The following is a 19,981-nucleotide window of genomic DNA, read 5'->3' as shown; positions in this document are numbered from 1 at the left end:
GTTCCTTTAATAATGTCAACGGTTGGTCGGCCTTTGTTTTAGATTTCCCACATTTCCGATCCTTTCGTTGACGTTGTCCATGCTCTAGCCTTTCGACAGAAGCCATTTTATTTCAAAAATCCTCCTAGGCCTCTACCTTTCTTTCAGCATAGCACTGGATAGGTCTAGCAGCTGCAGCGCCGTCTCAAAGTGCTCTCCCATGAGATCGTAGACAGCATCTTCGCTCAGAACACCGCAGGCCACATCCTCAGGAAAGTCTGGTCGATTGGAAAATTCCAAATCGTCAAAGAAAACCTGGCTGGTGTAATAATCTCGGAGCTGGATATAATTCTTCTGGCTGGCCTCCAGCTCAGCCAAAGCTGATTGAGCTTTCGCTAAGACCTGAGAATATTTATTCAAATGCTCTTCCATTTCTTGGATTCGTTTCAATTGGGACATTATCTCCACTCCTTCTTTAATCAAACTATCGTGTCAGCAAAAACAAGCCTCTTCCTAATATAATCGAAAACTAGCAAGGCAAGAGATTTTTCAAGAGAACTTTACAAACTTTCGTACAAATCTGCCATAGCAGTGTCATCTGGAACCAAACGCAGATATTTGCCAGCCTGTATTTTTGCTTCTTCCACACGCCCTAATTCGCGCAAGAGATAAACGTATTCTTCCAGAAATTCAGGGTTTTCCTGCAAGTCAAGTGCCAGCTCCTGATAAAGCTCCCCAGCTTTTTCCAGATTTTCCAAGGCTTGATAAGCCCGCGCCAGATTCCAGCGGGTTAAGACATTGTCTAGCTCTTGTTCCTCAAAAGCTAAGACCTCATCATAGCGCTCCTGCTCCAAATAGAGATTGGTCAGTCGCAGAGCAATTTCCTCTACATCATCTGCATTTTCCTGAGCCGCTAGCAGGTAATCCTCGGATTTTTCCACATCATGCAGTTCGTAAGATAGTTGGGAAGCAAGGAGCAGAAGGCGAGTCTCGAAAGGATTTTTGGTCAAGCCTTGCTCAGTCATTGCCAAAGCTTCCTCGGTCTTATGCTCCGCATGGAGAGACTGCGCATAGGCATACTCATAGCCTTCAAAATCTGGCGAAATCGTATCCAGCTGCTTGAAGTACAAATTAGCTTTTTGGTACTCCTCTTGTTCGTACAAGATAGCTGCCAATTCATAGACCGTCTCTTCATCGTACTCCAGCTCCACAGCCTTTTCCAAAAATTCTATGGCAGCTTCAATTTTCCCCAGACTGGCATAGCAAAGACCGATCCGCTGGTAGGTGGACACCCCTGTCTGCTCGTAGATAGAGCGATTATCTAGCTGAGCATATTCCTTGATAGCCTGAGCAAAATTTTCCAATTCAAACTCAATTTCTGCCAAACCAAAAGTCACCAAAGGTTCGTCCGACAGTTTGGCAGCTTCCAGTAATTTCTCCCTTGCCACATCTGGCAATCCTTCTAGCTGATAGAGGTCAGCCTTGGCCAAGAGAGCGGCCACATACCATTCACTTTCTGAGTCAATTTCCTCTAAATAAGCAAAAGCTTCTTCCAAGTCACCATCGTCAGCAGCAATCGTTGCCAGACTGATATAGGACTCGGGGAAAAGCGGAGCTAATTTTTCATAAATTCGCTTGGCTTGCGGGAAAAAGCCGATACTTTCTAAGTAATCGGCGAATTCTAATAACTCTTGATCGGTATCTTGGCTCAAAGCCTCTTCAAAATACTTCTCAGCCTGTGCTAAATCCTGATTTTGCAGAGCTGTTAACATTTGTTCACTCTTACTCACTGCCTTCTCCTAATTCTTGAACACTTTCTTCATACAAACCGCTAACCTTCTTGTACCACTTAAAGAGCGCTGTGATGGCAACCTTGGCTGATGCATAAGCTGGAATTCCCAGTAAGACACCCCAGATACCAAACATGGTTCCTGAAGTCAGCAAAACAAATAAAATCGTAATCGGATGGATGCTTAATTGGCTTCCCAAGATCAATGGAGACACGAAGCGCCCCTCAATGGTCTGCTCCACGATAAAGACAATAATGACTTTCAACAGCATGATCGGACCAGCAATCAAGCCAAGAACTAAGGCTGGCAACATGGCAAGGAAGCTTCCCAAATAAGGCACCAAGTTCAAAACTCCTGCCACAACGGCTAGAGTCACACCATAACGCAAACCAATAATCTTGAAAAAGATCATAAACATAAGAGCCACGATGATTGCTACAGTCACCTGACCTCGAACATAATTGGCCAACTGGGTATTCACATCCGTCATGACCTGACCAAATGACTCGCGGAATTTCGTTGGCAAGAACTGAACCACATAGCCTTTGAGATTTTTCCCATCGCGCAGTAAATAGAAAAGAATAAAAGGCATGATGATAATAGCCACAATGATTTGTGAAGCCGTACTAATCAAATTGCTGGCCCAATTGACTGCCTTAGATGAAAAATTGCTGGCCCATGAAGTAATCTGAGTCGAAAGCTTATTCGTAACTTGCTCGATTTGTGGCTTCAAATCATCTGAAATATGATTGGTCAAAACATCATCAATCATTTTATTGGCTTGCTTGAGATAGGCGGGAACATTTTTTGAAAAACTCACTATCTGATGCTGCAAGTTAGGAATAGCAACCGCCAAGCCCCACACAATCAAAACACCAATCAAGACAAAGACAATTGTAATCCCGGCCACACGGTTAATCTTGCGCTTTTCCATCCAGTCGACAATGGGATTGAGCAGATAGTAAAGCAGCCCAGCCAAAATCACTGGCAACATAATGACACCAATAAACTCAATCACCGGTGTAAAAATAAAGCTAATTTTGCTAAGAATAAAAATGTTCAAACCGATGAGTAAGGTCACCAAAAATACGGTAATGGCCTTATTATCCAAGAACCATCTAAAAAACCAGGACAAACTAAAATCTTTTTCTTTGTGTTCCATATTCAACTCCTTTGGATATTCCTTTTCATTGTACCATTTTTCAGAAAAAATATCTTCAAGCAACCATGATGAAATACCTTATTTATTGGACTTTTTCACCGATTGAAGTTAAAGTCCTGTTTTCTCTATTCATTCTTCGAAAATAAAGAAACATAGACCGAGATGAGCACTCAGTCTATGTATTTTTTCACTATGGATGGCTAACAATCAGTTGCAAGTCGCCAGACAAGGTCCACTCTGTGACATCGCTCGGTAGGATGAAATGAGATCCTTTTTTGATAGGATACACTAGCCCATCCACTGTCAACTCGCCAGCACCTTCCAAGACACTGAACAAGCTGTAATCTACTGTCTTTTTAAATTCAACAGAACCAGCAATGTCCCACTTGTAAACAGCAAAGAAGTCATTGGCCACCAAAAGAGTAGAGGTCAAATCGTCTGCCTGAATGGTAACGGGACGGCTATTAGCAGGCTCGCCGATAGTCAGAACATCAATCGATTGCTCCAAATGCAACTCACGAAGATTGCCAGCATCGTCCTTACGATCAAAGTCATAGACCCGATAAGTGGTATCGCTAGACTGCTGAGTCTCCAAAATCAGAATGCCTGAGCCAATAGCATGCATGGTGCCACTTGGCACATAGAAAAAGTCACCAGCCTTGACCGGAATTTTGGTCAAAAGATGATCCCAGTCCTTGCTCTCGATTTGCTGGCGCAATTCTTCTTTGCTCTTGGCATTGTGACCGTAGATAATCTCTGCCCCTTCGTCTGCAGCGATAACATACCAGCATTCAGTCTTGCCAAGCTCTCCTTCGTGCTCTAGTCCATAGGCATCATCTGGATGGACCTGTACGCTAAGCCAGTCATTGGCATCCAAAATCTTCGTCAAAAGTGGAAAGACAGGCTCTGGACGATTGCCAAAGAGCTCACGGTGCTCGGCATAGAGCGCATCTAGCTTCTGACCTGCAAAACGGCCATTCTTGACGGTTGAAACACCATTCGGATGAGCCGAAATTGCCCAATACTCGCCCACATGGTCGCTGGGAATTTCATAGCCAAAGACATCGTGCAGCTTGGTGCCGCCCCAAATCTTCTCCTGCATCACAGACTCTAGAAATAACGGTTCTGACATAATAGTCTCCTTACATATTTTTCATCTTCCAAAATCAGGCATCCTTGATGATAAAAGTTTGGTACTGCTTACATTATAATATAGATTCGGGCACTTTGTCTACTCCTCAACTTACTTTACAAAGAAAAATCTGGCTCTCGCCAGACCTTTATAATAAAAAGATTAAAGCTCCCCAGCAAATTCCGCAAAGGTATCCTATCACTACATCCTTTGGATAGTGCACGCCGCCAATCACGCGCACTGCTGCCAACCCTGCCGAAAGCAAGAGGCAGATAAGCCCCGGCAGCCAGAAAAAGTAGAGCAAGCACATAGAAATCACTGTCGCCGAAAAGACATGGCGGCTGGGCATGGACTTGCCTGATGTATCCTTGGCCAGCAAGGGTTGAATAGCCCATTTCTCGTAAGGGCGTGGCTGATTCAGTTGTTTACGAATCGCTGACAAGAGAGCAAATCCGATAGCTGGAAGGAGAAAAAAAGCAAGCAGCCCTTTCCAACCCTCTGTCAGAAAGGCATCAGTCAAGACCACTCCATACACCAGAGGCATAAAAACAGTCATCCCCCTATTAAAATAGGTCATTCCTTTCACTATCCTAGGACGACTGCGAAAAGGAGTTGTTAATTGTTGATAAAAAATCGTATAGTCTTTCATACTTGCTTATCCTGCTTTTTAAAAAGTTGAATTCTCATACTTTCTCTACTATAGCATATTTCTAGACAAGATGGTAGATGGATAGCAAAAGAGACTGAGACCCCAGCCCCAATCTCTTAGTATTCATGTTTTCTGAAGAGGTTTATTTCTCCAGATTCCAGATTTCCTTGGCATATTGCTCAATGGTATCATCTGAGGTGAACTTGTCAGATGTAGCGATGTTAATCAAGCTCATGCGGGCCCATTTTTCTTTGTCACGATAGAGGGCATCAATCTTCTCCTGAGCTTCTACATAGGCATGGAAGTCTTCCAAGAGGAAGTATTCGTCATTATGGGTGATAAGGGCTTCGTAGATTTCAGATCCTTCTTCACGAACATTTGGAATGGTGCCATTGACAAAGGTGTCGACCACTCGGCGAATGTCTGGATTGCTTTCATAGACACCGCGTGAGTAATAATCGTGGCGGGCATAATGCTCGTAAACTTGGTCCTTGTCCATCCCGAAGATGACAATGTTGTCGTCACCGACCTCGTCCTTGATTTCGATATTGGCTCCGTCCAGAGTAGCTAGGGTAATGGCACCTGTCATCATAAACTTCATATTGGAAGTACCAGAAGCCTCCTTGGAAGCTAGGGAAATCTGCTCAGATACATCTGCTGCTGGAATGATGAGCTCAGCCAAGCTGACCCGATAATTTTCCAGAAAAACAACCTTGAGTTTGCCTTGCAGACTTTCATCCTTGTTAACCAGATTGGCTACTTCATTGATTAGCTTGATGACCGACTTAGCAAAGTGGTAGCCTGGAGCAGCCTTGGCACCGAAGATAAAGACGCGTGGCACCATATCCTTGTCAGGATTGTCCTTGAGGTCCCAGTAGAGCTTGATGATATGAAGCAGATTGAGCAGCTGACGCTTGTAGGCGTGGAGCCGTTTCACCTGTACATCAAAGATAGCTTCTGTAGAAACTTCTACTCCTGTTGAGTCCTTGATGAAGTCAGCCAGACGAGCCTTGGCTTCCTGCTTCACTCGGTAGAAATCACCCAGCACTTGCTGATTGTCCTTGAATTCCAAAAGCTTGCGCAACTCATGGATATCACTTCTCCAGCCCTTACCAATTAGCTTATCAATCTCAGCTGATAAAGGCTCATCCGCAATTTGCAGCCAGCGGCGCTGGATAATGCCATTGGTCTTATTGTTAAACTTCTCTGGATAAATGCTGTAGAAATCACGCAAGGTGTCTTCTTTGAGCAGTTCTGTGTGGAGTTTGGCAACACCATTGATTGAATGACCACCGATGATAGCCAAGTGAGCCATGTGGACTTGATTGTCCTTGACGATCCGAGTGTTTTCGATGACCTGCGGATCAAGTCCACGTCCAGCCATTTCAGCTACATAGCGGTTGTCGATTTCTAGGATGATTTGATAAACCCGCGGCAGGACATTCTTAAAGAGCTCTGCATCCCATTTTTCCAAGGCTTCTGACAAAATGGTGTGGTTGGTGTAGCTCATGGTCTTGACCGTCGCATTCCAAGCATCTGCCCACTCGAGACCATAATCATCCAGCAAAAGGCGCATAAACTCAGCTGGCGCAACTGCTGGGTGGGTATCGTTGATATGGACGGAAACCTTCTCATGAATATTCTTGAGCGGTCGACCTTGCTTGAGATAAGATTTGATAATGGTTTGCAGCCCTGCGCTGGTCATGAAGTATTCCTGAATCAGGCGCAGTTCTTTTCCTTTGTAACTAGAGTCGTCTGGATAGAGAATGGCAGTGATGTCCTGCACCCGTCGACGGGCTTCAATAGTTGGATAGTCCAGTTCGTATTCTTCTGGGATTTCAACATCCCAAAGACGGAGATTGTTGATATTGTCATTGCCAAAGCCAATCTGAGGCACGTCATAAGGCACAGCACGCAAAGTTTTAGAATGCTCATAAACCGGTACAATGCGGCCTTCTTCATTGGCACGCAAGTAGACATTACCAAAGATTTTAACATCCACAATGCCGTGATCCTTACGGGTTTCCCAGACATTGCCCAGACTGCCAAACCAATCGTCTGGAATTTCCACCTGATAGCCATCTACGATTCTCTGCTTGAAAAGACCGTAGCGATAGCGAATCCCATTTCCAAAACCTGGATAGCCAGTGGTTGCCAGCGAGTCCATGAAGGCTGCTGCCAAGCGGCCCAGACCGCCATTGCCCAAGGCCATATCATACTCAGCATTCTTGACATCTTCAAAGTCAACGCCCAAATCGGCAAAGCCTTCCTTAACCGTATCGAGGATACCTAAGTTGAGCAGATTGGTTTCCAGCATGCGCCCTGGAAGAAACTCAATAGAAAAGTAATATGCTGTCTTTTGCTGCTGTTCCACGAGTTTATTGCGGCGCTCCAGCCACAGTGGCGTGATATATTTACGAATGGTACTAGCGAGGGCTTGAAAAAGCTCGGCAGGTGTAGCATCCGCAATCTTAATAAGCTGTCGTTCGTGCAAAGTATCCTTGAAATCTCGGATAAACTGTTCTTTATTTAATTCCATTTTTACGAATCAACTTCCTTTCTTTTAGGGAAAAGCATCCGTCTGGATAAGATGTCAACATGAGAAAGACCACTTACCCGACAAATCCTCTCTTGTCAGAAACAAGAGAGGATTGCTGTTCTAATGCAACATACTAGAGTAGTGACTCATATAAATCACTGTATGCTTGACTGGCTGTATCCCAAGAGAAATCTCTTTCCATCGCCTGTATTTGCAGACTATGCCAAGCTTCTTGGTCATGCCAGTAAAGATTGAGGGCTTCTTTGAAAGTCCATGTTAGCCAATAACCAGAGAAGTTATTGAAGCTAAAGCCTGTTCCCTGTCCACTATAGACATTGAAAGGTTCAACCGTATCACGCAAACCACCAACCTCATGAACCAGTGGCAGTGTCCCGTAACGCATAGACATCATCTGAGATAGACCGCAAGGTTCAAAGCGGCTCGGCATAAGGAAAATATCACTGGCTGCATAGATCTCCTGAGCCAAAGTAACATCAAAAAGGATATTAGCGGATAATTTTTCAGGATAAGCCTGGCCAAACCAAGCGAAGGCACGTTCAAATGCAGGATCTCCTGTTCCAAGAAGGACAATTTGCACATCTTCCTGAAGCAGATTATGCAACTCTTCCACCACCAAATCAAAACCTTTTTGACGAGTCAAACGAGAGACGATACCAACGACAGGAACATCGTCCCGAACTGGCAAGCCTACTTTTGCTTGAAGAGCTCGTTTGTTTTCTAATTTCCCGGTCAAATCGTCTTTATTAAAGTGGTAAGCCAGCAATTTATCGGTTTCTGGATTGTAGATATCTGTATCGATACCATTGACAATGCCGACCAGCTTGCCTGACTCCATCCGAAGAATCTGATCCAGACCGCAGCCAAACTCAGCTGTCCGAATTTCGTTGGCATAGCTCGGTGAAACAGTTGTCACGCGATCTGCATAGAGAATGCCCGCCTTCATCCAGTTGAGGCAGTCATTCCAACGGAGAGTGCCATCCGCATAACGTTCATAGCCGACACCAAAGAGTTCCCAAAGCATGCTATCCGGAAATTGTCCCTGAAACTCTAAATTATGAATAGTCAGTACTGTCTTGATGTTGTTATAGGCCTGAATCCAGCGGTATTTTTCCTTGACCAAGAAAGGAATCATAGCCGTATGGTAGTCGTGCGCATGGAGAACATCTGGAATAAAGTCAATGCGCTCCATCAGCTCAATTGCTGCTAATTGGAAATAGGCAAAACGTTCGCCGTCATCAAAATCACCATAGACGTGTCCACGGAAGAAATAATGCTGATTATCGATAAAGTAGAAGTTCACACCTTCCAACTCAATCTTTTTGACACCGACATATTCCCGACGCCAACCGACACTGACTTCAAAGGAGAAGAGATCTTCAACTTGATCACCAAATTTAGCATCCGTCATGTCATAATAGGGCAGAATAACCCCAACCTCATGACCAGCTTTGACCAAGGATTTGGGGAGGGCGCCGATAACGTCCCCCAAACCACCCGTCTTGGAAAAAGGGGCCCCTTCTGCTGCTACAAATAAAATTTTCATGAAACGATGTCCTCTGTAACTTTTTGACCTTTCTTCAGTACAACTGGATGTTCAGCTGTCCCTCGAACAACAACTCCTTCAGCAATCTCAACGCCCTTGTCCACAATTGCATATTCTACCACTGCATTTTTTCCAACGACAACGCGTGGGAAGAGGAGACTGTCTTTGACACTGCTACCTGCTAAAATTCTTGTATTCCGCGAAATAACAGAATTTACAACTTCACCTTCTACAATACTACCTGAGGCAAACTGAGAGCGATTTACCTTCGATCCTGTTGCATAGTAAGTCGGCTCTTCGTTTTTCACCTTTGTATAAATCTTTTGATTTGGTGAGAAGAGGGAGTAGAATTTCTGCCGATCAAGCATATCTTTATTGGCCTTATAGTATGATTCAACAGAGTAAATATTTGCCAGATAGCCTGTATACTCGTAAGCAAAAGCTCCAACTTCAGCTGCCAAGTCCCGAAGAACATAGCGCAGTTTTTGTGGGAATTCTTTTTGGGCTTCTTCTTCCAATTTTTCAATCAACCAAGGCGTATCTACTACAAAAATATCTGTAGACATATTGAAGAGCTCGCCCTCGTCTCTATCACTATGCAGTTTATGTCCTAGGACATGGTCTGTTTCACTGACTTGCAGAACTGCATTCACATCTGAAATGTCCTTAGATGGCAATTTCTTGTAAACCACTGTCATCGGTTGCTGGGTTGTGTTATGTAAGTGGAAGACCTGATTTAGGTCAATGTTGATCAACACATCACAGTTCAGGGCTACAGTTTGGTTAGAGCCTGAGCGCTTCAGATAAGTCAGTAACTGTTCATAATATTCCTTACCAACTGTGCTGCTTTCTACACGAGTATTGTAAATACCTAGATAGTAGTGGCTCAAAAGTGTAGACAAGCCCCACTCACGACCTGAACGAATATGGTCAAATACAGAGCTGATATTGTCTTGCTGGAAGATACCAAAGACGCTACGAACACCAGCATTAGCAAGACTAGAAAGTGGGAAGTCAATCAAGCGGTATTTCCCACCAAATGGCAAACTGGCAACTGGACGATGTTCTGTTAAGGTTGACATGTCGTGGAAACCGACCGTATTTCCTAAAATCGCTGAATATTTATCAATCTTCATCTGTTGGTACCCCCACTTTTTCATTATATCCGACTACTTGCACTTCATCTGTTCCGTCAATCTCTACACCATCAGAAATAACAGCGCCCTCACCAATGATCGCACGTTTAATCTTAGCTCCCTGACCGATAATAGCGCCACTCATAATGACAGAATCAATAACTTCTGCACCCTCACGAACTTGAGCGCCTGTTGAAAGAATAGAATGCTTAACAGTTCCATCCACAAAACAGCCGTCAACTACCAAAGAATCTTCAACATGAGCATTTGCACCAAGGTAGTTGGGTGGTGAAATCAAGTTGCGTGAGTAAATTTTCCACTGACGATCACGACTGTCTAAAGCATTTTCTGGACTAATGTATTCCATATTAGCTTCCCAAAGTGACTCAATCGTACCAACGTCTTTCCAGTAGCCGTTAAATTCATAAGCATAAACACTTTCGCCAGATTCAAGATAGTTAGGGATAACATTCTTACCAAAGTCGGACATATCTACATTGCTCTTTTCAGCAGCAATCAACATATTGCGGAGACGTTGCCAGTCAAAGATATAGATTCCCATAGAAGCCTTGGTAGATTTAGGATTTTCTGGTTTTTCTTCAAATTCAACGATCCGATTGTTAGCGTCGGTATTCATGATACCAAAACGGCTGGCCTCCTTGAGAGGTACATCCAAGACTGCAACCGTCAAACTAGCGCTGTTATCCTTATGGGATTGGAGCATATCATCATAGTCCATCTTGTAGATATGGTCACCAGATAGGATTAAGACATATTCAGGATTGATGCTGTCGATATAGTCAATATTTTGGAAAATAGCGTGGCTAGTTCCCTCAAACCAACGATTTCCTTCACTGGCAGAGTAAGGCTGAAGAATGGATACACCTGTGTTGATACCATCCAAGCCCCAGCTTGAACCGTTCCCGATGTGACTGTTCAAAGCAAGTGGTTGGTACTGGGTAATCACACCGACATTATTAATCCCAGAGTTGGCACAGTTTGACAGCGCGAAATCAATAATACGATAACGACCACCAAACTGTACTGCTGGTTTTGCAATACTTTGTGTGAGCTTTCCAAGACGAGTTCCTTGCCCACCGGCAAGAATCAAAGCTAGCATTTCATTCTTCATATCCTACTCCTTTGTGGAATCTTTTTTAGCATTTTTACGAACATTCACACGACGCTTGATTTTCCAAATACTTGCTCCCAAAGCTGGTAGCGTAAAGGTCAAGGTCTGCGGATAATCTTTCCATAGTCCCTCTTGAGACTGAACTGTTTCGTTGTGTTCTTTCCAAACACCTCCCCATTTCTCTAATTCAGTATTCCATACTTCTTCATAAACGGCTGCCACTGGCACACCAATGGTAAAGTTTTTGCGCTCTACTGGCACCATGTTGAATACACAGACCAGCATATCTCCTTTTTCCGTCTTACGGATAAAGGAAAGGACGCTCTGATCGGTATTGTCGGCATCAATGATTTCGATGCCATCGTAGCTAAGATCAATCTCCCAAAGCGGACGATTATCTCGATAAAAGGCGTTGAGGGCCGAAGTGAAGCTCTGCATCTGCTTGTTCATCTGATCGTCCAGATTTGACCATTCCAGCTGCTCTTCTGACTTCCACTCTAGGAATTGACCAAATTCTGAACCCATAAAGAGCAATTTCTTGCCTGGATGGCAGATTTGATAGGTCAAGAGGTTGCGGAGACCAGCAAATTGATTGTAGCGGTCACCCCACATCTTATGCATCATGCTCTTCTTGCCGTGAACGACTTCGTCGTGAGAGAAAGGCAAGAGGAAATTTTCAGAAAAAGCATACATAAAGCTGAAGGTCACCAGATTAAAGTCGTACTTGCGATAAATCGGGTCTTCTTCATAGAAACGCAGAATATCGTTCATCCAGCCCATATTCCACTTGAAGTCAAAGCCCAAACCGCCCATCTCTCTCATGCCTGTAATCTTGGTTTCGGACGAGCTCTCTTCAGCAATCATCATAACATCTGGATGAAATAGCTTGATGACTGTGTTCAAACGTTGCAAGAAATAGTAGCCTTCATAGTTACGATTACCGCCATCCTTGTTTGGCTGCCAAGGACCACTATCGTAGTCTAGGTAGAGCATGTTGCTAACTGCATCCACACGAACCCCATCTAGATGGTAGAAATCAATCCAGAATTTGATACTAGAAATCAAGAAAGATTGCACTTCATTTTTTCCTAGGTCAAAATTCAAGGCGCCCCAGCCATAGTTGTGAGCTCGGTCATGATCCTGGTACTCAAAGGTTGGTGTTCCATCATAGTAGGCCAAGGCATCGTCATTGATGGTAAAGTGACCCGGAACCCAGTCCACAATGACACCAATATTATTCAAGTGACATTCTTCGACAAAGTCTTGAAATTCCTCTGGCGTTCCATAAGTATGTTCAAAGGCAAAGTAACCCATGAGCTGGTAGCCCCAGCTGAGTCCCAAAGGATGGGCCATGAGCGGCATGAACTCAACGTGTGTATAGTTCATTTCGACCAGATAAGGAATCAACTCCTCCTTAAGCTGAGCCATAGAATATGGACTGCCGTCAGGATTTCGTTTCCAAGAGCCAGCGTGTACTTCATAGATATTGACCGGTCTTGAGAAAAAGCCCCAACGCTTTCTCCGAGCCAGCCAAAGCCCATCTTGCCACTTCTTCTCTGGAATAGTCCGAACAATAGCTCCCGTACCTGGGCGCTCTTCCAAATAGATAGCCAGCGGATCAATTTTCAAGATTTCCTGACCACTACTGCGTTTGATATTGTACTTGTAAATATCTCCTTCCTTAGGCAAATCCGTGAAGACTTCCCAGACACCGCCTTCATTGCGAGTCATAGGAATCTGCTCTCCATACCAATTGGTGAAATCTCCAATCAGATGCACATTCTGCGCATTTGGAGCCCAGACTCTAAAGGTGTAGCCAGCCTTGCCATCCACCACATCCTGATGCACTCCTAAATAATGCTGCAAATGAAAGTTTTCACCTGTTGTAAAGGTTCTTAATGCTTCTTTTTTGTCCATTTAGTCACCTTTCTATTTGTAAGCGTTTTCTATGTTTCTATTTTACCCCATTTTCTTATATTTTTCAAGTAAATTTCCAAAAACTATCTCAAAAATTTCAAAAGCCCAATTTCTTAAAAAGAATGAGTTGCTATATCAAGGTTTTTGTGGAAAATATCTGATAAAATAGTGATTTCAAAGAGTTTGAGGCTAATATCTGTACTTAAAAATCAATCCCTGTACTAGGATTCCTAAAATAATTTATCTAGACCAATATGTAAATTTACATTTTAAAATGATAAGCAATCAAAAATATCAACGCCTGCTTATTTTTATATTGTTCGAACACTTGTTAGATTTACAAGTTCATTATGGTAAGAAAAAAGGCCGCACAAAGCCGCCTTTCTCATTATTTCACATCAAACACGATAGATTTCACTTGTGTCATCGCTTCGATACTGTAACGAATCCCTTGCACTCCGACTCCAGACCCCTTAACACCAAGGAATGGGAAGTTATCTGGACCACGCTGGGTCTTATTATTGATATGTACAGTACCCACTTCCAGTTTTTCAGCAATTTCAAATGCTTTCGGAAAATCATTTGTAAAAACTGAAGATTGCAAACCAAATTCTGACTGATTGCAGATCTGGATAGCCTCTTCAAGGGAAGTCACACGAATAATCGGAAGAACAGGACCAAATGGCTCTTCCCAAGCTAATTTCATATCTAGTGTCACATGGTCAAACAAGGCAGGCCAGATGAGATTTGCTTCACGTTTGATTTCTGTCAAGGCTGACGCTCCCTTTTCTTGAGCATCTTCAATCAAGCCCCAGATGAAATCTGCTGATGCATTATCAATGACTGGTGTGATATCCGCATTATCAAAGGGATCCCCAACCGTCAGTTTCTCTACCTCTGCCTTAATCAGCGCCGCTAATTTATCTGCTACGCTCTCCATGACAATGACACGTTTAATAGCCGTACAGCGCTGACCGGAATAACTGTATGCTCCGCCAACAATCTGCTTAGCTGCATGCTCCAAGTCGGCATCTTCCAGCACAACTGCAGCATCCTTACCACCCAATTCTAACATAATTGGACGCATACCAGCCAACTTACCGATGCGCTCACCGATTGGAGTGGAGCCAGTAAAGTTAATGTAGTTTACTTCCTTATGCTCAATAATGTAATCCCCAATTTCTGAACCACGGCCTGTGATGGTATTGAAAACACCAGCAGGAAGACCAGCCTCAGCAAAAGCTTGAGCCAAGAGCAGACCAGAGATTGAACCTTGAGTAGGTGGCTTAAACATCACAACATTTCCACCGATAAGAGCAGGAGCAATCTTAGAACCAGACAGGTTGACTGGGTAGTTAAATGGTGCGATAGCCAAGACAACTCCTACAGGCTCACGACGGACCATAGCCAGTTTTTTCTTGCTGGCAGCTTCAAAGCCACCTCCTTCCATAACCTGGCCATGAATACGGATGCCCTCTTCAGCCGCATAGCGAATCAAGTCTGCTGTCCGAACAACTTCTCCAATCGCCGCTTTGATACCCTTGGCAACTTCTTTTGCAAGGATTTCGCCAATCTTCTCCTGATCGCGCTCCAAAATATCCGCAGCCTTATGCAGATAAGCTGCACGTTCGACTGCTGAAAGGGCGCGCCAAGCTGGCAAAGCCGCACGAGCGCTCGCCATCGCATAATCAACCTCTGCCTGACTCATGGAAGGCACAGTTCCTAAAATCTCATTATTGATAGGAGATGAGATGGTGATTTCATTTTCAGAAGCTCTCCACTCTCCATTTATATAGTTCTTATATTGTGTCACGTGTCCCCTCCAAAATATTATTAAGTATCATTTTATCAAATTTTCTGAAAATTTCAACTAAATTTTATAAATTTAAAGAAATTTTTCACAAATTTCATGAATCATCTTCTTTTGTTCATATGAACTCTCTATATTTCTCTCTTTTTTATCACTTCTCACTTTCTACACTAGGTCCACTGGACACTGAAGAAAAGTAAAAAAAGACCAGGAAAATTTCCTGATCTTAATTTTCAGATTAATCGAAGTCAAGATATTCTTTTTCAAGTTCAAGAACTTCTTCCATCGTTGCACATTCAGTCAATGCGCGCTGTGCAAGTTCTTCCATCTTCTTCGTATCCAATTTCTTCATAAGGCTACGAGTCCGAAGGACAGAAGTCGCACTCATAGAGAATTCATCCAAGCCCATTCCGACAAGAAGCGGCACAGCTGTTTGGTCACCGGCCATTTCTCCACACATACCTGCCCACTTGCCTTCAGCGTGAGCTGCCTTGATAACGTTGTTGATCAAGCGAAGGATTGATGGGTTGTATGGTTGGTAGAGGTATGAAACTTGTTCGTTCATGCGGTCGGCAGCCATTGTGTATTGGATCAAGTCGTTAGTACCGATAGAGAAGAAATCAACTTCTTTGGCAAATTGATCAGCTAGCATTGCTGCTGCCGGAATTTCAATCATGATACCTACCTGAATATTGTCCGCTACAGCAACACCTTCAGCTTGCAATTTCGCTTTTTCTTCTTCGTAAACTGCTTTAGCTTTACGGAATTCTGTCAAGAGAGCAACCATTGGGAACATGATACGCAATTGTCCATGTACAGAAGCACGCAAGAGAGCGCGGATCTGTGTACGGAACATAGCGTCACCAGTTTCAGAGATAGAGATACGCAATGCACGGAAACCAAGGAATGGGTTCATTTCATGCGGCATATCGAAGTAAGGAAGTTCCTTATCTCCACCGATATCCATTGTACGAACGACAACAGGTTTACCATTCATTCCTTCAAGTACAGCCTTGTATGCTTCGTACTGCTCGTCTTCTGTTGGGAAGTCTTGTGAATCCATGTAAAGGAATTCTGTACGGTAAAGACCTACGGCCTCAGCACCATTTGCATTGACACCTTCAACGTCTTTTGGTGTACCAATGTTAGCAGCGAGTTCAAAGTGTTTGCCATCGGCAGTCACTGTTTGAGCATCTTTCAAGAGAGCCCATTCAGCTTTTTGCTTCGCATAAGCTTCACCAGCTGCCTTAAATGCTGCTGCTTGCTCTTCAGTTGGGTTAATGATTACTTCACCAGTGATACCATTAGCTGCGATGATATCGCCGTCTTTAACGAGTTCAGTAATATTATTTGTTCCCAATACCGCTGCGATTTCAAGCGTACGCGCCATGATTGCAGAGTGGCTTGTACGTCCACCGATATTAGTTACAAAAGCTTTAACAAATTTCTTGTCTAATTGAGCTGTATCAGAAGGAGTCAGGTCATGTGCGATTACAACTGATTCTTCATTGATAGAAGCTGGATTTGGTAATTTCTTGCCCAAAAGGTTTGCCAAAACACGCTTCGTTACGTCACGAATATCTGCCGCGCGTTCTTGCATGTATGGATTGTCTTCCATACCTTCAAAAATAGCGATAAACATGTCTGTAACTTCTTTCAGACCAGCTTCCGCATTTACTTTCTTAGTACGGATCGTTTCTTTGATTTGACCAACCATTTCAGGGTCAGCGAGTACCATTAAGTGAGCGTCAAATACTTGAGCCGCTTCCTCACCAAGGCTATCTACTGCTTTCTCACGGATAACAGAAAGCTCGTTCTGTGAAGCTTCAAGAGCTGCATCCAAACGAGCCTCTTCTGCATTCGTATCATCGACTGAAACAGTCTCAAATGACAAATCCGGTTGAACTAATAGATATGCCTTAGCAACAGCAACACCATCAGATGCTGCAATTCCTTTAAGCATTTCTGTCATTTTCTTATGCCAATCCTTCTTTTTCCATTGTTTCTGAGATAGCAGCGATAGCATCATCCGCGTCTGCACCTTCAGCTGAGATTGTAACGTCAGCACCTTGGCCAACACCAAGACTCATAACACCCATGATTGATTTAAGGTTTACTGATTTACCTTTGTACTCAAGAGTGATATCTGAAGCAAATTTGCTAGCTGTTTGTACCAACAATGTTGCTGGACGCGCGTGAATACCTGTTTCTGCCACAATGTGGAAATCTTTAGAAGCCATAGTTAGACTCTCCTTTAAAATAATTCTTTTTGAGTTAAAGTGATAACCCTTACAAATTGATATTATATCACTTTTTGAAATCTTTTTCAAGAATTTTATAGCCCGCTTACAAAATATTTCGTTAGAGTTTGAAAATGAATTCTGTTTTAAAATAGTAGATTCAATCGTCAGCTCCCTCTCTTTTCGAAATCGTTTCAAGGCTTTCTTCCTTACAATGAATTCTTTTTGCTCTAGCTTCGCTTAAAGTACAGTAAGCGCTGTGACTCCTTGTGGTTATTTCTCTTTGTTTCGATGTTTTATACACTATATATTGTATCTCTATAGTTGCTATAAGAAAATATCATACAATATTTAGTTCAAAACTGTTGACATCGAATTCGCTTTTAGATATACTAGTTTCAGATTTAAATTTAAGAAAATGAAAGTATAGAGGAATCATCTAATGGTAACTATTTACTCTAAAAACGATTGTGTTCAATGCAAGATGACCAAGCGTTTTCTCGATACCAACAATGTGGAATATCGCGAAATCAATCTTGATGAGCAACCAGAATACATCGACCATGTTAAAAGCCTCGGTTTCAATGCAGCGCCTGTTATTCAAACGCCAACTGAAGCATTTTCTGGTTTCCAGCCTGGTAAACTTAAAAAATTATCATAATCTCGCCAGTATTTAGAGCTTTGTTGCCGCTCCTATCATTCGTAGGAGCCGTTTATTTTGTAAAAGCAAAAGACATTTTAGAAAAAGGAAAATTATGGGACTCAAACACTTAGAAGATGTGACTTACTTCCGTCTAAATAACGAAATCAATCGTCCAGTCAATGGGCAAATCATGCTTCACAAAGACAAGGAAGCTTTGGAAGCCTTCTTTAAAGAAAATGTTGAACCAAACACGATGAAGTTTGCTTCTATTACTGAAAAAATTCAATATTTAATTGAAGAAAACTACTTGGAAAAAGAATTTATCCAACTCTATTCTCCTGAATATATTGAAGAGTTGTCTGCTTTTATCCATGCTCAAGATTTCAAGTTCAAATCTTTCATGGCAGCCTATAAATTCTACAACCAGTATGCACTGAAGACAAATGATGGTGAATATTATCTCGAAGGCATGGAAGATCGGGTGCTCTTTAATGCCCTCTACTTTGCCAACGGAGATGAAGCCATTGCCAAAGATATCGCAAATGAAATCATCCACCAGCGCTATCAACCGGCTACACCAAGCTTCCTCAACGCTGGTCGAGCTCGTCGTGGCGAATTGGTTTCCTGCTTCCTCATCCAAGTAACAGATGACATGAACTCAATCGGCCGCTCCATCAACTCCGCCCTGCAGCTCTCTCGTATCGGAGGTGGGGTCGGTATTTCCCTCAGCAATCTGCGGGAAGCTGGAGCTCCTATCAAGGGTTATGAAGGAGCTGCATCTGGAGTTGTTCCTGTTATGAAACTGTTTGAAGATAGCTTCTCTTACTCTAACCAGCTGGGCCAACGTCAGGGAGCTGGAGTTGTTTACCTCAATGTCTTCCACCCAGATATCATCGCTTTCCTTTCTACCAAGAAAGAAAATGCTGATGAAAAAGTTCGAGTTAAAACTCTCTCGCTCGGTGTTGTCATTCCAGATAAATTCTACGAATTAGCGCGCAAGAATGAAGATATGTATCTCTTCAGCCCTTACTCAATCGAACGTGAATACGGCGTTCCATTTGCCTATATCGACATCACAGAGAAATACGATGAGCTAGTTGCTAATCCTAAAATCACCAAAACCAAGATCAAGGCCCGTGATTTGGAAACAGAAATTTCTAAACTGCAACAAGAGTCTGGCTATCCTTATGTCGTGAATATCGATACAGCTAACCGTGCCAATCCAATCGACGGCAAAATTATCATGAGTAACCTTTGCTCAGAAATCCTGCAAGTTCAAGAGCCTAGCCTCTTGAATGACGCACAAGAGTATCTCCACCTGGGAACAGATGTGTCATGTAACTTGGGATCTACAAACGTTGTCAACATGATGACTTCGCCTGACTTCGGAAAATCCATCCGAACCATGACACGCGCCTTGACCTTTGTCACTGACAGCTCACACATCACAGCTGTGCCTTCTATCGACAACGGTAACAGTCTGGCGCATACCTTTGGTCTGGGAGCTATGGGACTGCACAGCTATTTGGCTCAGCAGTTGATCGATTATGGATCAGCGGAAGCTGTCGAGTTCACTAGCATCTACTTTATGCTCATGAACTACTGGACTTTAGTTGAGTCTAACAATATCGCTCGCGAGCGTGGCGTGACCTTCCATAACTTTGAAAAATCTGACTATGCTAACGGCACTTACTTTGACAAATACCTGACGGGTGAATTTGTACCTAAGTCTGATCGTGTCAAAGAACTTTTCAAAGATATCTTTATCCCATCTGCAGAGGATTGGGCAGAGTTACGCGACAAGGTCAAGGCTGACGGCCTCTACCATCAAAACCGCTTAGCTGTTGCACCAAATGGCTCTATTAGCTACATCAACGATGTTTCTGCTTCAATCCATCCAATCACTCAGCGGATCGAAGAACGTCAGGAAAAGAAAATCGGTAAGATCTACTATCCTGCGGCAGGCTTGTCAACTGAGACTATCCCTTACTACACCAGCGCCTATGACATGGACATGCGCAAGGTAATTGATGTTTATGCCGCTGCAACTGAGCACGTGGACCAAGGACTTTCACTGACTCTCTTTATGCGCAGCGATATTCCTAAAGGCCTCTACGAATGGAAAAAAGAAAGCAAGCAGACAACCCGCGACCTTTCTATCCTGCGTAACTACGCCTTCAACAAGGGAATCAAGTCCATCTACTACGTCCGCACCTTCACTGACGATGGCGGCGAAGTTGGGGCAAATCAGTGTGAAAGCTGTGTGATCTAGTTTTGATTCTAAAATA

15 protein-coding genes are annotated in these 19,981 nt (G+C 43.3%); 2 read left to right on the top strand and 13 right to left on the bottom strand.

Going from position 1 to position 19,981, the window contains the following annotated elements; all coding sequences use genetic code 11:
* Positions 1–132 precede the first annotated feature (132 nt).
* From D8790_RS06820 to D8790_RS06760, 13 genes are all read right to left on the bottom strand, one after another.
* A complete protein-coding gene (locus D8790_RS06820; RefSeq protein WP_125388064.1) occupies positions 133–438 on the bottom strand; it encodes a DUF4298 domain-containing protein in 306 nt (101 codons plus the stop codon).
* Between the two features lie 101 nt (positions 439–539).
* On the bottom strand, positions 540–1,769 hold the full coding sequence (locus D8790_RS06815; RefSeq protein WP_125388063.1) for a tetratricopeptide repeat protein: 1,230 nt from the start codon (positions 1,767–1,769) through the stop codon (positions 540–542).
* Positions 1,762–2,931 carry an AI-2E family transporter gene (locus tag D8790_RS06810; RefSeq protein ID WP_125388062.1) on the bottom strand — a complete coding sequence of 390 codons (1,170 nt, stop codon included), beginning with the start codon at positions 2,929–2,931 and terminating at the stop codon, positions 1,762–1,764. Before D8790_RS06810 ends, D8790_RS06815 begins: the two co-directional genes overlap by 8 nt.
* A 190-nt stretch (positions 2,932–3,121) precedes the next feature.
* Positions 3,122–4,063 (bottom strand): mannose-6-phosphate isomerase, class I, encoded by a 942-nt coding sequence (gene manA / locus D8790_RS06805; protein WP_125388061.1) that lies wholly within the window; start codon positions 4,061–4,063, stop codon positions 3,122–3,124.
* A gap of 148 nt (positions 4,064–4,211) precedes the next feature.
* Positions 4,212–4,712 carry a phosphatase PAP2 family protein gene (locus tag D8790_RS06800; protein WP_125388060.1) on the bottom strand — a complete coding sequence of 167 codons (501 nt, stop codon included), beginning with the start codon at positions 4,710–4,712 and terminating at the stop codon, positions 4,212–4,214.
* Between the two features lie 142 nt (positions 4,713–4,854).
* Entirely contained in the window at positions 4,855–7,251 is a 2,397-nt protein-coding gene (locus tag D8790_RS06795) for a glycogen/starch/alpha-glucan phosphorylase (protein ID WP_125388059.1), read from the bottom strand.
* Between the two features lie 133 nt (positions 7,252–7,384).
* A complete protein-coding gene (gene glgA, locus D8790_RS06790; protein WP_125388058.1) occupies positions 7,385–8,815 on the bottom strand; it encodes a glycogen synthase GlgA in 1,431 nt (476 codons plus the stop codon).
* Positions 8,812–9,951 (bottom strand): glucose-1-phosphate adenylyltransferase subunit GlgD, encoded by a 1,140-nt coding sequence (gene glgD / locus D8790_RS06785; protein WP_045496500.1) that lies wholly within the window; start codon positions 9,949–9,951, stop codon positions 8,812–8,814. The genes glgA and glgD overlap by 4 nt, the downstream gene beginning before the upstream one ends.
* Positions 9,941–11,083, bottom strand: coding sequence for a glucose-1-phosphate adenylyltransferase (locus D8790_RS06780; protein ID WP_005589595.1), 1,143 nt, complete (start codon positions 11,081–11,083; stop codon positions 9,941–9,943). The genes glgD and D8790_RS06780 overlap by 11 nt, the downstream gene beginning before the upstream one ends.
* 3 nt (positions 11,084–11,086) lie before the next feature.
* Complete coding sequence (glgB, locus tag D8790_RS06775) at positions 11,087–13,000, bottom strand: 1,4-alpha-glucan branching protein GlgB (RefSeq protein WP_125388057.1); 1,914 nt, start codon at positions 12,998–13,000, stop codon at positions 11,087–11,089.
* A 388-nt stretch (positions 13,001–13,388) separates the two neighbouring features.
* The gene (locus tag D8790_RS06770; protein WP_125388056.1) at positions 13,389–14,813 is read right to left on the bottom strand and encodes an NADP-dependent glyceraldehyde-3-phosphate dehydrogenase; all 1,425 of its coding nucleotides are present in this window, start codon (positions 14,811–14,813) and stop codon (positions 13,389–13,391) included.
* A 235-nt stretch (positions 14,814–15,048) separates the two neighbouring features.
* Positions 15,049–16,782 (bottom strand): phosphoenolpyruvate--protein phosphotransferase, encoded by a 1,734-nt coding sequence (gene ptsP / locus D8790_RS06765; RefSeq protein ID WP_061910896.1) that lies wholly within the window; start codon positions 16,780–16,782, stop codon positions 15,049–15,051.
* 4 nt (positions 16,783–16,786) lie between these two features.
* Positions 16,787–17,050, bottom strand: coding sequence for a phosphocarrier protein HPr (locus tag D8790_RS06760; RefSeq protein ID WP_005589589.1), 264 nt, complete (start codon positions 17,048–17,050; stop codon positions 16,787–16,789).
* Between the two features lie 442 nt (positions 17,051–17,492).
* Between D8790_RS06760 and nrdH the strand changes: the two genes are divergently transcribed.
* Positions 17,493–17,711: a glutaredoxin-like protein NrdH gene (nrdH, locus tag D8790_RS06755; protein ID WP_005589588.1), complete on the top strand. Its 219-nt coding sequence runs from the start codon at positions 17,493–17,495 to the stop codon at positions 17,709–17,711.
* A gap of 94 nt (positions 17,712–17,805) precedes the next feature.
* Entirely contained in the window at positions 17,806–19,965 is a 2,160-nt protein-coding gene (nrdE, locus tag D8790_RS06750; protein ID WP_125388055.1) for a class 1b ribonucleoside-diphosphate reductase subunit alpha, read from the top strand.
* Positions 19,966–19,981: the final 16 nt, after the last annotated feature.

Source organism: Streptococcus cristatus, assembly GCF_003943535.1.
Taxonomy (GTDB): domain Bacteria; phylum Bacillota; class Bacilli; order Lactobacillales; family Streptococcaceae; genus Streptococcus; species Streptococcus cristatus_L.
The sequence above is the reverse complement of the archived record's forward strand: the minus strand, read 5'-3'. Positions and strand labels throughout refer to the sequence as shown.